This is a genomic window from Thermus sp. LT1-2-5, assembly GCF_040363165.1.
In the GTDB taxonomy this organism is placed as follows: domain Bacteria; phylum Deinococcota; class Deinococci; order Deinococcales; family Thermaceae; genus Thermus.
Genome location: NZ_BSRG01000022.1, coordinates 15,019 through 28,282 on the forward strand (window position 1 = coordinate 15,019; position 13,264 = coordinate 28,282).

Below are 13,264 nucleotides of genomic sequence, written 5' to 3' on the forward strand. Positions count from 1 at the left end.
GGTGTTCCAAGACGTTCTCCTCATCACCGTCGCCGCCGGCAAGGGTGGCGACGGCGCCGTTTCCTTCCGCCGGGAAAAGTTTGTGCCCAAAGGGGGGCCGGACGGGGGGGACGGGGGGCGGGGGGGGAACGTGTACCTGCGGGCCCGGGGGAGCGTGGATTCCCTTTCCGAGCTTCCCAAGCGCACCTACAAGGCCGAGGACGGGGAGCACGGCAAGGGAAGCGGCCAGCACGGGCGGGCGGGGCGGGACCTTTACATTGAGGTGCCCCGGGGGACCCGGGTTTACGATGCCGACACCGGGGAGCTTTTGGGCGACCTGACCCAGGAAGGGGAGGTCCTCCTGGTGGCCCGGGGCGGGGAAGGGGGGCGGGGGAATGTCCACTTCGTCACCCCTACCCGCCAAGCCCCCCGCTTCGCCGAGGCGGGGGAGGAGGGGGAAAAGCGCCGGCTCCGGCTAGAGCTCATGCTCATCGCCGACGTGGGCCTGGTGGGCTACCCCAACGCCGGGAAGTCCAGCCTGCTGGCGGCCACCACCCACGCCCACCCCAAGATCGCCCCCTATCCCTTCACCACCTTGAGCCCCAACCTGGGGGTGGTGGAGCTTTCCGAGGAGGCCCGCTTTACCCTGGCGGACATCCCCGGGATCATCGAGGGGGCGAGCCAAGGCCGGGGCTTGGGCCTCGAGTTCCTGCGCCACATCGCCCGCACCCGGGTCCTCCTTTACGTTTTGGACGCCGCAGAGGAGCCCAAGCGGGCCCTTGCCACCTTGCGCCAGGAGATCGGCGCCTACGACCCCGCCCTCCTCCGCCGCCCGGCCCTCATCGCCCTCAACAAGGTGGACCTCCTCCCCCCCGAGGAGGTGGAGGCCAAGGTGGCGGAGCTCCTTCCCGAGGGCCTACCTGTCCTGCCGGTGAGCGCCTTGACGGGGGAGGGACTGGACGCCCTGAAGGAGGCCCTATGGAGCCTGGTCCAGGCCACCCCGGCCCCGGAGCTGCCCCAGCCCGCCTTCCGGCAGGAGGTGCGGGCCGGGGTGGAGGTGGTGCCCGTGGCCGAGGGGGTCTACGAGGTGCGGGCCCCCGAGGTGGAGCGCTACCTTCGCCGCATCAAGGGGGATCTGGCTGAGGCGGCGGGGTATTTGCAGGAGGTCTTCCGGCGCCACGGGGTGGAGGCGGCTCTCAGGGCCAAGGGGGTGCGGGCGGGGGATGTGGTGCGCCTAGGGGGTCTGGAGTTTGAGTACATCCCGGAGGGATAGGGTGCGGATCGGCCTTTTCGGCGGTTCCTTCGACCCCATCCACCTGGGGCATCTCCTTGCCGCCAGCGAGGCGGCCAGCGCCCTGGGCCTAGACCGAGTCCTCTTCGTGGTGGCCGCCCGGCCTCCCCACAAGACCCCGGTGGCCCCCCCGGAGGCGCGGTACGAGATGGTCCTCCTGGCCACGGCGGAGGACCGGCGGTTTTGGGCCTCGAGGCTAGAACTGGACCGCCCGGGTCCCAGCTACACCGTGGACACCCTGGAGGAGGCCAGGAGGCTTTTCCCCGAGGACGAGCTCTTCTTCATCACCGGGGCCGACGCCTACCGGGATGTCCTCACCTGGAAGGAGGGGCACCGCCTGCCTGAGCTGGCCACCCTGGTGGCCGTGGCCCGCCCGGGGTATCCTTTGGAGGCGATGCCCGTGCCCGTGGTGCCCCTATGGGTGCCGGAGGTGGGCATCTCCAGCACCGAGATCCGGCGGCGTATCCGCCAAGGGCTTTCCATACGCTACTGGGTGCCCCGGGCCGTGGAGGTGTACCTTGCAAAGCACGCCCTTTACCGCTGAGCTGGTGGAGAAGGTCAAGCCCTTGGTGCGCCCCGAGCGGTGGGCGCACATCCTGCGGGTGGCGGAGCTGGCCCGCACCATCGCCGAGCGGAATGGCTTAGACCCCGAGCGGGCCTATCTGGCGGGGCTTCTCCACGACGCCGCCCGGGACCTTCCCCTGGAGGAGCTTTTGCGCCTGGCCCCGCCGGAGAACGAGGTGGAAGAGGCCCATCCCTTGGCCCTCCACGGCCGGGCGGCCCGCAGGCTCGCAGAGGCCTGGGGGGTGGAGGACCTCGAGGTCCTGGAGGCCATAGAAGGGCACGTGTACGGGGTATCCCCCGAAAACCCCTTGGGCATGGCCCTCTACGTGGCCGACGTCTCCGAGCCGGGAAGGGGGGTGAACGGGGAGATCCGGGAGCTCGCCCTTGCGGGGAGGCTTCTCGAGGCCTACCAGAAGGCCGTGGCGAACAAGGTGGAATATCTGCAGAAAAAGGGCATCCCCGTTCACCCCCGGACCCTTCAGGTGTACCAGAGCCTTTTCCATGCGCCCTAGGCTTTCCCTCCTCCTCTTGGCCCTAACCCTCTTCGCCCTGGGAGGGGTCCTCTCCCTGCCGCGGCCAGAGCAGGAGGAGGCGGTGCGCCCCACCCGGACCGGGGAACTGCCGGAGATGGGGGTGGTGGTGGCGGCCCGGGACATCGAGTACTGCGGCTACCACACCCCCTGCGGCCCCGGCTCCCGCACGGACACCATCTTCTACCTGCGCCTGCGGGGCCAGGAGGCCAAGGGGGTGGCCATTCCCCGCGACCTCTATAGCCCCCTGGTGGGGGGCAAGGTGAACGCCGCCTACGGCCGGGGCGGGGCGGAGCTCTTGAAGCGGGCGGTGGCCGAGGCCACGGGGATGGTGGCGGAAAGGCACCTCGTCCTCACCCTGGAGAGCGTGGCCCGGGTGGTGGACGCGGTGGGGGGGGTGGAGGTCTATCTGGAAAGGCCCATGCGCTACACCGACCGGGCGGCTAAGCTCTTCATAGATTTCCCCGCAGGCCGCCTCCACCTCAACGGGGAGGAGGCGGTGAAGTACATGCGCTTCCGCCACGATGCCCTGGGGGACTACGCCCGGCTGGACCGCATCAAGGAGGTGGTGGTCCAGGTCCTGCGCAAGGCGCAAGACCCTCGCACCTGGCCCGCCCTTGTCCTGGCCCTGCGGGAGGCCTGGGCGGGGTTGGACACCGACCTTTCCCTGGAGGAAGCCCTGGGCTACCTGCCCGCCCTCCAAGGGCTAAGGGTTTCCTTGGCCACCCTGCCCACCCGGGAGGGCCCAGGCACCTTCCTCTACGTGGACGAGGAGGCCCGGGCCCGTTTCCTCGCCGCTTTCTTCGGTGCAAGCCCTCCTCTGGTTCCCCCAGAGGCCCCGGTGGTCCTGCGGGGGGAAGGGGCGCTTTTGCGCTGGGGGCAGGTCCTTTTGGAAAGGGAGGGGGTAAGGCCCCTCTTGGAGGAGGTGAGGGTGGAAAAAAGTGCCGTCTACGCCAAGGACCCCCTGGCTGGGCTCTACTACGCCGAGCTCTTCCACTTGCCCCTTCTCGCCCCGCATAGGCCCCTCACGGGCGTAGCGGTGGAGCTAGGGGAGGACCTGCTACAATAGGGTTAGATGGTGAAGACCAAGGAGGCGGTGGAGCTCGTCGGACGCATCAAGGATCTTCTTTGGGAAAAAAAGGCGGAGAACGTGGTGGCCCTGGACCTCAGGGCCGTTTCCGAGAGCCTGGACTACTTCGTGGTGGCCAGCGCCACCAGCACCCCGCACCTGGAGGCCCTGGGGCGGCACGTGCAGGAGAAGCTGGAGGAGGAGGGCCTATTCCCCCGGCCCACGGAGGGGCAAAGCGCCCGCTGGGTGGTGCTGGACTACGGGGAAGTGGTGGTCCACCTCATGACCCCCGAGGCCCGGGAGTACTACGATCTCGAGGGCTTCTGGGCCGACGCCGAGCGGCTCTAGTCATTTGAGGCGGGGCGGGGCCAGGGGCCCCATGATGAACCGCTGGAAGGCCAGGTAGAAGCCCAGGTAAACCAGGAGCTGAAACCAGAAGCTTTCCGCCACCTTGAGCCCCAAGGCCGCCGCCAAGAGGATCAGGGCCACCGCCCCCATCATCACCAAGGTGGTGCGAAGAAAAACCCCGGGCAAGTACTTTAGGGCTTCCCGGAAGGTCTTGGGCCGGCGCGCTTCCCATTCCTTCAGGGCCTTTTTCTTGAGCTTCTCCTCCCGCTTTCTCCTGCCCACAGGCAAAGTATACTGGGCCCCGTGAACGTGGTCCGCACCGTGGCGGAACTTCGGGCGGCCTTGCCCCGGGAGGGGGTGGGTTTCGTGCCCACCATGGGCTACCTCCATGCCGGCCATCTGGCCTTGGTGCAAAGGGCTCGGGCGGAGAACCCCTTCGTGGCGGTGTCTATCTTCGTCAACCCCTTGCAGTTCGGGCCCGGGGAGGACTACCACCGCTACCCCCGGGACCTGGCGCGGGACCAGGCCCTTCTGCAGGAAGCGGGGGTGGACCTCCTCTTTGCCCCCAGCGTGGAGGAGATGTACCCCCAAGGCTTCGCCACCCGGGTATCGGTGGAAGGTCCCCTCACCGCCCTTTGGGAAGGAGCGGTGCGCCCCGGCCACTTCCAAGGGGTGGCCACGGTGGTGGCCCGGCTTTTCCTCCTGGTGGGGCCTCGCCGGGCCTATTTCGGCGAGAAGGACTACCAGCAACTCCTGGTGATCCGCAAGATGGCCCAGGACATGGGCTTTCCCCTGGACGTGGTGGGGGTGCCCACGGTGCGGGAGGAGGACGGCTTAGCCCTTTCCAGCCGCAACGTGTACCTTTCCCCCGAGACCCGGAAGAAGGCCAACGTGCTCTACCGGGCCCTTACGGCCATGCGGGAGGTGGCGAGAAAGGGGGGTAGCGTGGCCCAGGCCCTGAGGGCGGGGGAGGCGGTGTTGGCGGAGGTCCCCGAGTTTAAGAAGGACTACTTGGCCCTGGTACATCCGGAAACCCTCCTGCCCCTTTCCGACTGGGTGGAGGGGGCCAGGGGCATCGTGGCCGGGCGCTTTCCCGAAGCCAGGCTCATCGACAACCTGGAGGTTCTCCCATGAGCGAGGCCCTGCAAGAGGGAAAGCAAAGCCTTTTGGAGATGCTCAAGGCCATGGTCCAGGCCCGGGCTTCGGACATCCACCTGCAGGCGGGGGCTCCCCCGGTGGTGCGGGTGGACGGGAAGCTGAGGCCTTTTGGCAACCGGCCCCTGACCCCGAAGGACACCGAGGCCATCGTGCGGGCCCTCCTCACCCCCGAGCAACAGGAGGAGCTGGAGTACCGCAAGGAGATGGACTTCGCCTACACCATCCCCGGGGTGGCCCGTTTCCGTTGCAACCTCCTTCGGCAACGGGGAAGCTTCGGCCTGGTGATGCGGGTAGTGGCGGAGGTCATCCCCAGCTTTGAAGCCTTGGGCCTGCCCCGGGAGGTGTTGGAGGGCTTGGCGGCCAAGGAGCGGGGGCTCATCCTGGTCACCGGGCCCACGGGAAGCGGCAAGAGCACCACCTTAGCGGCCCTTATAGACCACATCAACCTGCACTATGCCAAGAACATCATCACCATCGAGGACCCCATAGAGTTTTTGCACAAGCACAAGAAGAGCCTGGTGGTGCAGCGGGAGGTGGGGCTGGACACCGATAGCTTTTACTCCGGGGTCAAGTACGCCATGCGCCAGGATCCCGACGTGATCCTCATCGGGGAGATGCGGGACAAGGAAACGGTGGAAGCCGCCCTCATGGCGGCCCAGACCGGGCACCTGGTGCTGTCCACCCTGCACACCCTGGACGCCTGGCGCACCATCAACCGGATCATCGAGTTCTTCCCCCTTCACGAGCACCAACAGGTGCGCATCCTCCTGGCGGAGTCCCTCCTCGGCATCCTTTCCCAGCGCCTCCTGCCTCGGGCGGATGGGCAGGGGCGGGTGCTGGCCCTGGAGATCCTCATCGCCACCCCGTACGTGCGGGAGCTCATCAAGGACGAGGACAAGACCCCGCAGATCAAGGAGGCCATGATGGAAGGGGGCATCCACGGCATGCGCACCTTTGACCAGCACTTGGTGGAGCTCTACACCCAGGGCCTCATCTCCCTGGAGGACGCCCTTTCCGCCGCCACCAGCCCCCACGAGTTCCGCCTCCTCCTCACCAAGGCCACGGGGCAGGCCTACTAGGCCTTGTTTCCACGCTTCCACGCCCAGGGTATAATCCCGGGCGGAGGCGCTTATGCTGGTGACGGGACTGGAAATCCTCAAGAAGGCGCGGGCCGAGGGGTATGGGGTGGGGGCTTTTAACACCAACAACATGGAGTTCACCCAGGCCATCCTCGAGGCCGCCGAGGAGCTCAGGAGCCCGGTGATCCTGGCCCTCTCCGAGGGGGCCATGAAGTACGGGGGCCGGGCCCTCACCCAGATGGCGGTGGCCCTGGCCAAGGAAGCGCGGGTGCCCGTGGCTATCCACCTGGACCACGGTTCTAGCTACGAGAGCGTCCTTAAGGCCCTGCGGGAAGGCTTTACCAGCGTCATGATCGACAAGTCCCACGAGGACTTCGAGACCAATGTCCGGGAAACCAAGCGGGTGGTGGAGGCGGCCCACGCCGTGGGGGTTACGGTGGAAGCGGAGCTGGGCCGCCTGGCGGGGATCGAGGAGCACGTGGCGGTGGACGAGAAGGATGCCCTCCTCACCAACCCCGAGGAGGCCCGGATCTTCATGGAGCGCACCGGGGCCGACTACCTGGCGGTGGCCATCGGCACCAGCCACGGGGCCTACAAGGGGAAAGGACGCCCCTTCATCGACCACCCCCGCCTGGAGCGCATCGCCCAGCTTGTCCCCGCCCCCCTCGTTCTCCACGGGGCGAGCGCCGTGCCGCCCGAGCTCGTGGAGCGCTTCCGCGCCGCCGGGGGGGAGATGGGGGAGGCGGCGGGCATCCACCCCGAGGACATCAAGAAGGCCATCGCCCTGGGCGTGGCCAAGATCAACACCGACACCGACCTGCGCCTCGCCTTCACCGCCCTCATCCGGGAAACCCTGGGGAAAAACCCCAAGGAGTTTGACCCCAGGAAGTACCTGGGCCCGGCCCGGGAGGCGGTGAAGGAGGTGGTGAAAAGCCGCATAGAGCTCTTCGGCTCCGCGGGCAAGGCCTAGGACCGGGGCTTTGGCGTAGCATGGGTCCATGAACCCCGTGCTCTTCATCCGCGAGAAGCGGGAGGGAGGAAAGCACCAGAAAGAAGACCTAAGGGCTTTCCTTCTCGGTTACCTAAAGGAGGAGGTCCCGGACTACCAGGTGGCCGCCTGGCTCATGGCCGCCTTTCTCCGGGGCCTGGACCGGGAGGAAACCCTTTGGCTCACCGAGACCCTGGCCTACTCGGGCAAGGTCCTGGACCTCTCGGGCCTACCCCACCCCGTGGACAAGCACTCCTCGGGCGGGGTGGGGGACAAGGTGAGCCTGGTGGTGGGGCCCATCCTGGCGGCCAGCGGGTGCACCTTCGCCAAGATGTCCGGCCGGGGCCTGGCCCACACCGGGGGGACCATCGACAAGCTGGAGTCCGTGCCCGGCTGGCGGGGGGAGATGACGGAGGCGGAGTTTTTGGAAAGGGCCCGGCGGGTGGGCCTCGTCATCGCCGCCCAAAGCCCCGAACTCGCCCCCTTAGACGGAAAGCTTTACGCCCTTCGCGACGTCACCGCCACCGTGGAGAGCATCCCCCTCATCGCCAGCTCCATCATGAGCAAAAAGCTCGCTGCTGGGGCGCGGAGCATCGTCTTGGACGTGAAGGTGGGCAAGGGAGCCTTCATGAAGACCCTGGAGGAGGCCCGTCTCCTGGCCAAGACCATGGTGGAGATCGGCCAAGGGGCGGGGAGGCGGGTGAAGGCCCTTCTCACCAGCATGGAGGCCCCCTTAGGCCGGGCGGTGGGGAACGCCATAGAGGTGCGGGAGGCCATTTTGGCCCTTAAGGGGGAAGGCCCGGAGGACCTCTTGGCCGTGGCCTTGCGGCTTGCGGAGGAGGCGCTTCTGCTGGAGGGCTTAGACCCAGGCCTTGCCCGGGAGTCCCTGGAAAGCGGGGCCGCCTTGGAGAAGTTCCGCGCCTTCCTCGAGGCCCAAGGGGGTGACCCCAGGGTGGTGGAGGACTTTTCCCTCCTCCCCTTGGGGGAGGAGCTTCCCCTAAGGAGCGGAGAGGCCGGGGTGGTGCGGGAGGTGGACGCCTACCGGGTGGGCCTGGCGGTGTTGGCCCTGGGGGGTGGGCGGCGCAAGAAGGGCGAGCCCATCGACCCCGGGGTGGGGGTCTACCTTCTCAAGAAGCCCGGGGACCGGGTGGAGCAGGGCGAGGCCCTGGCCCTCCTCTACCACCGGGGCCGGGGGGTGGAGGAGGCCTTGGACCACCTGCGCCAAGCCTTCGTCCTGGGCGAGGCGGCGAGCCCAAGCCCCTTGGTCCTCGAGGCGGTGGGGTAGGGTATACTCTTCCGGATGAAAAGGCGGCCCGTGCGCTACACCCTCCTCCTGGCCAAAAGCGGCGGGGGAAGCCGCGCCGTAAGCCTTCCCGGGTGGGTGGCCCTCCTCCTCTTAGCCCTTTTGGCCTTCTGGAGCGGGGCTAACCTTTACTTCTGGCACCGGGCCAAGGAGGCCCGGGACTTGGAGGCCAGAATGCGGGCCCTCTCCCACGAGGCCCGGAGGCTTTCCTTGGCCTTAGAGGCGGAGAAGGCCAAAAACGGGGCGCTTTCTGAGGAGGCGGAGCGCACCAAGCAGGAGCTGGAGGCCTTGAAAAAGGCTATTGACGAGCTCCGCCGCCGCGCCGGGCTTTCCCCTTTGAACGCCCTGCCCGTGCGCTATCAGGCGGGGGGCCAGGGCGGCGGGGCCATGGCGGGGTGGGCGGAGGTGCGGGCCACGGTGCTGGACCTGCAAAACCAGGTGCGGGAGCTGGCCCCGGCCCTGGAGCGAACCCTGGAGATCGAGGCAAGCCTTCCCCGGGGGCTCCCCCTCAGGGGCTATGGGGGCATCACCTCCTATTTCGGCACCCGGAAGAACCCCTTCGGCCCCGGCCTGGAGTTTCACGACGGCCTGGACTTTGCTGCCCCCTACGGGGCTCCCGTGTACGCCACGGGTGGCGGGGTGGTGGCCCGGGTGGGCTGGATGGGGCCGTATGGCCTCGCCGTTCTCCTGGACCATGCGGAGGGCTACCAGACCCTCTACGGCCACCTTTCCCGCGTGTGGGTGCGGCCCGGGGAAAGGGTGGAAAGGGGGCAGGTGCTGGGCCTGGTGGGCTCCACGGGACGCTCCACCGGGCCCCACCTCCACTACGGCGTCTACCGCCAGGGGGTGGCCTTGGACCCCAGGCCCTACCTCCAGGCCCACCGGTAAAATGGGGCGGATGCTGGCAAGGAGGCAGAACACCCTCACCTACCTGAGCCCCGAGACCGAGGTCCTGGGCGACCTCAAGGCTAAGGGTCAGGTGCGCATCGACGGCCTGGTGCGGGGCTCGGTCTACGTGGAGGGGGAGCTGGAGGTGGGGCGGACGGGCCGCATAGAAGGAGAGCGGGTGGAGGCCCAAACCGTCCAGATCCACGGGGAGGTGAAGGCGGACATCACCGCCGCCAAGGTGGCCCTTTCCAAGACCGCCCGCTTCACGGGAAGCGTGCGGGCCCAGGCCCTGGACGTGGAGGCGGGGGCGGTCTTCATCGGCCAGAGCCTGGCGGGGGAGAGCCGGGCCCTCGAGGCCCCCAAGGAGGCGTAGCGTGGCCCTAGAACGGCTTTTCCGCCGCAAGCGCCCAAGCGGGGAGAACCGGGACGTCCCTGAGCTTTGGACCAAGTGCGAGGCTTGCGGGGCCCAGCTCTACAAGAAGGAGTTTAGGGAAAACCTCTACGTCTGCCCCAAGTGCGGCCACCACCACCGCATGTCCGCCGCCGAGCGGGTGGCCATGCTGGCGGATGAGGGAACCTTTCAGGAAACCACCCGCCTCGCCCCCTTGGACCCCCTGGGCTTCGTGGACACCAAGCCCTACGCCGAGCGCCTGCAAGCCTACCAGAAGGAAACGGGGCGCAAGGACGCCATCCTGGGCGGCACCTGCGCCATCGGCGGGGTCCCGAGCGTCCTCTTGGTCATGGATTACGCCTTCGCCGGCGGCTCCATGGGGAGCGTGGTGGGGGAGGAGATCGCCCGGGGAGTGGAGCGGGCAGCGGCGGAGGGAAGGGCCTTGGTCATCGTGGCCGCCTCGGGGGGCGCGAGGATGCAGGAAGCGGCCCTTTCCCTCATGCAGATGGCCAAGACGGTGATGACCCTGGACCTCCTCTGGGCCAAGCGCCTTCCCTACGTTTCCATCCTCACCGACCCTACCACGGGCGGGGTCACGGCTAGCTTCGCCGCCCTGGCCGACGTGATCTTCGCCGAGCCCGGGGCCCTCATCGGTTTCGCCGGCCCCCGGGTCATCCGCCAGACCATCCGCCAGGAGCTTCCCGAGGGCTTTCAGCGCGCGGAGTTCCTCCTGAAGCACGGTATGGTGGACCGGGTCACGGACCGGCGCCGCCTCAAGGCCGAACTGGTCCAGGCCCTGCGCCACCTGCACCCCGGAGTCCCCTATGCCCCTGGAGTTTGAAAAGCCCATCCTGGAACTGGAAAAGCGCATCCAGGAGCTTAAGGAAACCGCCCGCACCACGGGCGTGGATCTGGAAACGGAGATCCGCCTCCTGGAGGAGCGCCTGGCCCGGCTCAAGCAGGAGGTCTACGGCCACCTCACCCCTTGGCAGCGGGTGCAGCTCGCCCGCGCCCCGGGGCGGCCCACCACCTTGGACGTCCTGGAGAAGGCCTTTCAGGACTTTCTGGAGCTCCACGGGGACCGGGCCTTCGCCGACGACCCCGCCATCGTGGGGGGGCTCGCCTACCTGGAGGGGGAGAAGGTGGTGGTGGTGGGTCACCAGAAGGGGCGGGACACCAAGGAAAACCTCAGGCGCAACTTCGGCATGCCCCATCCTGAGGGCTACCGCAAGGCCATGCGCCTCATGGACCTGGCGGACCGCTTCGGCTACCCCCTCATTAGCTTCATCGACACCCCGGGGGCCTATCCCGGGGTTTCCGCGGAGGAGCGGGGTCAGGCCTGGGTCATCGCTCAGAGCATCCAGCGCATGGGACGCCTAAGGGTGCCCGCCATCGCCGTGATCCTGGGAGAAGGGGGAAGCGGGGGGGCCTTGGCCATCGGGGTGGCCAACCGGGTTCTCATCCTGGAAAACGCCTGGTACTCGGTGATTAGCCCCGAGTCCTGCGCCGCCATCCTCTGGCGGGACGCCAAGGAGGCCCCCAAGGCGGCGGAGGCCCTGAAGCTCACGGCCCAGGACCTATTGGCCCTCAAGGTGGTGGACGCCATCATCCCCGAGCCCGAAGGCGGGGCCCACAAGGATCCGGACCAGGCCATAAAGAACGTGAAGGAAGCCCTTTTGCGGACCCTGGAGGAGCTCAAGGCCCTCTCTCCGGAAGCGCTTTACCAGGACCGCTACCGCCGCTTCCGCGCCCTGGGAGCGTACGCCGAGTCTTAAGGGGCCTTGGCCTCCTTCCCTCAGGATTTTCACAGGAAGCCTTTAGCCTGAGGGCGGAGGTGAGGGATATGCGGAAGTTCCTTTTGGCGCTCTTGGGTTTGGGCTCGGCCTTGGCCCAACAGCTTAGCCCCCAGGGCATCCTCATCAACCCGGTGCCCACGGACTTGCAGGTAAGGGTCTGGGTGGACAAGGACCCGGCCAAGCGGGGGAGTGCCGTTTACCAGGTGGGCGAGCCCATCTACATCTACGTGAACGTCAACCAAGACGCTTACGTCTACCTTTTCAACATTAACGCCGACGGCAGGATTGACCCCATCCTGCCCAACGCCTACGAGCGGGACAACTTCCTCCGGGCCGGGGAAACCCGGCGCTTTCCCCCGGAAGGGGGCCGCTACCGCTACACGGTGACGGGCCCCGAGGGGGAGGACCGCATCCTGGCGGTGGCGAGCCGCAGGCCCCTTTCCCTCTCGGAGATCCTGGACGTGGAGGGGAACCGGGTTAGGGTCCAGGGGGCGGAGGGCCTGGCCCAAGCCCTTTCCATCGTTATCGAACCCGTTCCCGCCCGGGACTGGGTCACGGACCTGGCCCGCTACTACGTGGGTCGGGTTAGCGCTTCCCCTACCACCCCGTCTACGGCCACCTTGGCGGTGGACTCGAGGCCCCAAGGGGCCGAGGTCTATTTGGACGGGCGCTTCCAGGGGCGCACGCCCCTCTCCCTCTTCGTGAACCCGGGGCGGCACGAGGTAGAGGTGCGGCTTCCCGGCTACCAGCCCTACCGGGTGGCGGTGAACCCGAGGCCGGGGGAAAGGGTGCAGGTCTTCGCCCAGCTCGTCCCCGAGCCCCGGCAGGGCACCCTGGCGGTGGCCTCTACCCCCAGCGGGGCCGAGGTCTACGTGGAGGGAAGCCTCAGGGGCCGCACCCCCTTGAGCCTTTCCTTGCCCGAGGGGCGGTACGAGGTGGAGCTGAGGCTTTCCGGGTATGAGCCTTACCGCGCCCGGGTGGAGGTGCGCCGGGGGGAAACCACGCGGCTGGAGGCTCGCCTGAACCCCATCCGCACCGGCACCCTTTTCCTGGAGTCCAGCCCCTCAGGGGCCGAGGTCTACCTGAACGGGCAGCTCAAGGGGCGCACCCCCTTAAGGCTCCCCCTGGAGGAGGGGACCTACCGGGTGGAGCTTAGGCTTCCCGGCTACGAGCCCTACACGGCGAGCCTCCGGGTGGAGCGAGGCCGGGAGACGCGGCTTGCCGCGAGACTCGTTCCCATCCGCACCGGGGAGCTTTGGCTGGAGGCTAGGCCCCAAGGAGCCGAGGTCTACGTGGATGGCCGCTTGGTGGGACGGGGTTCCGTGCGCCTTAGCCTCGAGGCTGGCCTGCACGAGGTGCGGGTGGTGGCCCCTGGGTACGCCGAGTACCGGGCCCAGGTGGAGGTGCGCCCTGGGGAGAGCCTGAGGCTTTCCGTGGAACTGGTGCCCCTGCGGGCGGTGTTGGAGCTTTACCTCAACGTGGAGGCCCGGGTCTTCCTGGACGGGGAGGAGGTGGGGGTGGCCCGGGGCGGCTACCTGCGCCTGGAGGTCCCCTACGGCGAGCACGAGCTCACCCTGGTGGCCAAGGGCTACCGCACCCTGGTGCAGCCCCTTCGGGTAGGGGGCAACCAGGTCCTCCGCCTGGAGCTTAGGCCCCTTTAGCCCGAGGAGGCCCCGGCCCTAAGGGCCGGGGCTTTCCCTACGCCAGGCCAGGTAGGAGAAGGCCACCAGGTACAAAGCCCCCAGAAGAAGCCCCAAAACCGACATTCCGCACCCCTCTCCCTTGGCCTTAGGATTTTGGGATGGAAACCACACCCAACCTACAGGTGTACGACCTGGGCCACCTGGGCCTGGTGGCCAGCATCCTGGATCAGATAGGAC

The 13,264-nt window shown here is 68.0% G+C and carries 16 protein-coding genes; 14 read left to right on the forward strand and 2 right to left on the reverse strand.

The window, feature by feature from the left end:
- Window position 1 precedes the first annotated feature (1 nt).
- The 5 genes from obgE to rsfS are packed head-to-tail and all read left to right on the forward strand — an operon-like array spanning window position 2 to window position 3,781.
- Window positions 2-1,252: a GTPase ObgE gene (gene obgE, locus ABXG85_RS12245; protein ID WP_353513906.1), complete on the forward strand. Its 1,251-nt coding sequence runs from the start codon at window positions 2-4 to the stop codon at window positions 1,250-1,252.
- Window position 1,253: 1 nt separating this feature from the next.
- Window positions 1,254-1,814 carry a nicotinate-nucleotide adenylyltransferase gene (gene nadD, locus ABXG85_RS12250; protein ID WP_353513907.1) on the forward strand — a complete coding sequence of 187 codons (561 nt, stop codon included), beginning with the start codon at window positions 1,254-1,256 and terminating at the stop codon, window positions 1,812-1,814.
- Window positions 1,789-2,346 (forward strand): bis(5'-nucleosyl)-tetraphosphatase (symmetrical) YqeK, encoded by a 558-nt coding sequence (gene yqeK / locus ABXG85_RS12255; RefSeq protein WP_353513908.1) that lies wholly within the window; start codon window positions 1,789-1,791, stop codon window positions 2,344-2,346. The genes nadD and yqeK overlap by 26 nt, the downstream gene beginning before the upstream one ends.
- Window positions 2,336-3,433, forward strand: a complete 1,098-nt coding sequence (locus tag ABXG85_RS12260) for an LCP family protein (protein ID WP_353513909.1) — start codon at window positions 2,336-2,338, stop codon at window positions 3,431-3,433. The genes yqeK and ABXG85_RS12260 overlap by 11 nt, the downstream gene beginning before the upstream one ends.
- A gap of 6 nt (window positions 3,434-3,439) precedes the next feature.
- A complete protein-coding gene (gene rsfS / locus ABXG85_RS12265; RefSeq protein WP_353513910.1) occupies window positions 3,440-3,781 on the forward strand; it encodes a ribosome silencing factor in 342 nt (113 codons plus the stop codon).
- Here rsfS and ABXG85_RS12270 read toward each other — a convergent pair whose 3' ends face one another.
- A complete protein-coding gene (locus ABXG85_RS12270) occupies window positions 3,782-4,063 on the reverse strand; it encodes a hypothetical protein (protein ID WP_353513911.1) in 282 nt (93 codons plus the stop codon).
- Window positions 4,064-4,084: 21 nt separating this feature from the next.
- Between ABXG85_RS12270 and panC the strand changes: the two genes are divergently transcribed.
- From panC to ABXG85_RS12315, 9 genes are all read left to right on the forward strand, one after another.
- Window positions 4,085-4,915, forward strand: a complete 831-nt coding sequence (gene panC, locus ABXG85_RS12275) for a pantoate--beta-alanine ligase (protein ID WP_353513912.1) — start codon at window positions 4,085-4,087, stop codon at window positions 4,913-4,915.
- A complete protein-coding gene (locus tag ABXG85_RS12280; protein WP_353513913.1) occupies window positions 4,912-6,018 on the forward strand; it encodes a type IV pilus twitching motility protein PilT in 1,107 nt (368 codons plus the stop codon). The genes panC and ABXG85_RS12280 overlap by 4 nt, the downstream gene beginning before the upstream one ends.
- Window positions 6,019-6,070: 52 nt before the next feature.
- The gene (fba, locus tag ABXG85_RS12285; protein ID WP_353513914.1) at window positions 6,071-6,988 is read left to right on the forward strand and encodes a class II fructose-1,6-bisphosphate aldolase; all 918 of its coding nucleotides are present in this window, start codon (window positions 6,071-6,073) and stop codon (window positions 6,986-6,988) included.
- Window positions 6,989-7,016: 28 nt separating this feature from the next.
- The gene (locus tag ABXG85_RS12290) at window positions 7,017-8,291 is read left to right on the forward strand and encodes a thymidine phosphorylase (protein WP_353513915.1); all 1,275 of its coding nucleotides are present in this window, start codon (window positions 7,017-7,019) and stop codon (window positions 8,289-8,291) included.
- Between the two features lie 15 nt (window positions 8,292-8,306).
- Window positions 8,307-9,197 carry a peptidoglycan DD-metalloendopeptidase family protein gene (locus tag ABXG85_RS12295; RefSeq protein WP_353513916.1) on the forward strand — a complete coding sequence of 297 codons (891 nt, stop codon included), beginning with the start codon at window positions 8,307-8,309 and terminating at the stop codon, window positions 9,195-9,197.
- A gap of 10 nt (window positions 9,198-9,207) precedes the next feature.
- The gene (locus tag ABXG85_RS12300) at window positions 9,208-9,570 is read left to right on the forward strand and encodes a bactofilin family protein (RefSeq protein ID WP_353513917.1); all 363 of its coding nucleotides are present in this window, start codon (window positions 9,208-9,210) and stop codon (window positions 9,568-9,570) included.
- Between the two features lies 1 nt (window position 9,571).
- Complete coding sequence (gene accD, locus ABXG85_RS12305) at window positions 9,572-10,429, forward strand: acetyl-CoA carboxylase, carboxyltransferase subunit beta (protein ID WP_353513918.1); 858 nt, start codon at window positions 9,572-9,574, stop codon at window positions 10,427-10,429.
- Window positions 10,413-11,363 carry an acetyl-CoA carboxylase carboxyltransferase subunit alpha gene (locus ABXG85_RS12310; protein WP_353513919.1) on the forward strand — a complete coding sequence of 317 codons (951 nt, stop codon included), beginning with the start codon at window positions 10,413-10,415 and terminating at the stop codon, window positions 11,361-11,363. The genes accD and ABXG85_RS12310 overlap by 17 nt, the downstream gene beginning before the upstream one ends.
- A gap of 68 nt (window positions 11,364-11,431) precedes the next feature.
- Window positions 11,432-13,045 carry a PEGA domain-containing protein gene (locus tag ABXG85_RS12315; protein WP_353513920.1) on the forward strand — a complete coding sequence of 538 codons (1,614 nt, stop codon included), beginning with the start codon at window positions 11,432-11,434 and terminating at the stop codon, window positions 13,043-13,045.
- Window positions 13,046-13,063: 18 nt separating this feature from the next.
- Here the strand turns inward: ABXG85_RS12315 and ABXG85_RS12320 are convergent, their stop codons facing one another.
- A complete protein-coding gene (locus tag ABXG85_RS12320) occupies window positions 13,064-13,198 on the reverse strand; it encodes a hypothetical protein (protein WP_353513921.1) in 135 nt (44 codons plus the stop codon).
- Window positions 13,199-13,264 lie beyond the last annotated feature (66 nt).

Excerpts from the sequence above, each read along its gene's own strand:
- ABXG85_RS12260 (WP_353513909.1), top strand. The coding sequence starts at position 2,336 with ATGCGCCCTAGGCTTTCCCTCCTCCTCTTGGCCCTAACCCTCTTCGCC.
- rsfS (WP_353513910.1), top strand. The coding sequence starts at position 3,440 with ATGGTGAAGACCAAGGAGGCGGTGGAGCTCGTCGGACGCATCAAGGAT.
- ABXG85_RS12280 (WP_353513913.1), top strand. The coding sequence starts at position 4,912 with ATGAGCGAGGCCCTGCAAGAGGGAAAGCAAAGCCTTTTGGAGATGCTC.
- fba (WP_353513914.1), top strand. The coding sequence starts at position 6,071 with ATGCTGGTGACGGGACTGGAAATCCTCAAGAAGGCGCGGGCCGAGGGG.
- ABXG85_RS12290 (WP_353513915.1), top strand. The coding sequence starts at position 7,017 with ATGAACCCCGTGCTCTTCATCCGCGAGAAGCGGGAGGGAGGAAAGCAC.
- ABXG85_RS12295 (WP_353513916.1), top strand. The coding sequence starts at position 8,307 with ATGAAAAGGCGGCCCGTGCGCTACACCCTCCTCCTGGCCAAAAGCGGC.
- ABXG85_RS12300 (WP_353513917.1), top strand. The coding sequence starts at position 9,208 with ATGCTGGCAAGGAGGCAGAACACCCTCACCTACCTGAGCCCCGAGACC.
- ABXG85_RS12310 (WP_353513919.1), top strand. The coding sequence starts at position 10,413 with ATGCCCCTGGAGTTTGAAAAGCCCATCCTGGAACTGGAAAAGCGCATC.
- ABXG85_RS12315 (WP_353513920.1), top strand. The coding sequence starts at position 11,432 with ATGCGGAAGTTCCTTTTGGCGCTCTTGGGTTTGGGCTCGGCCTTGGCC.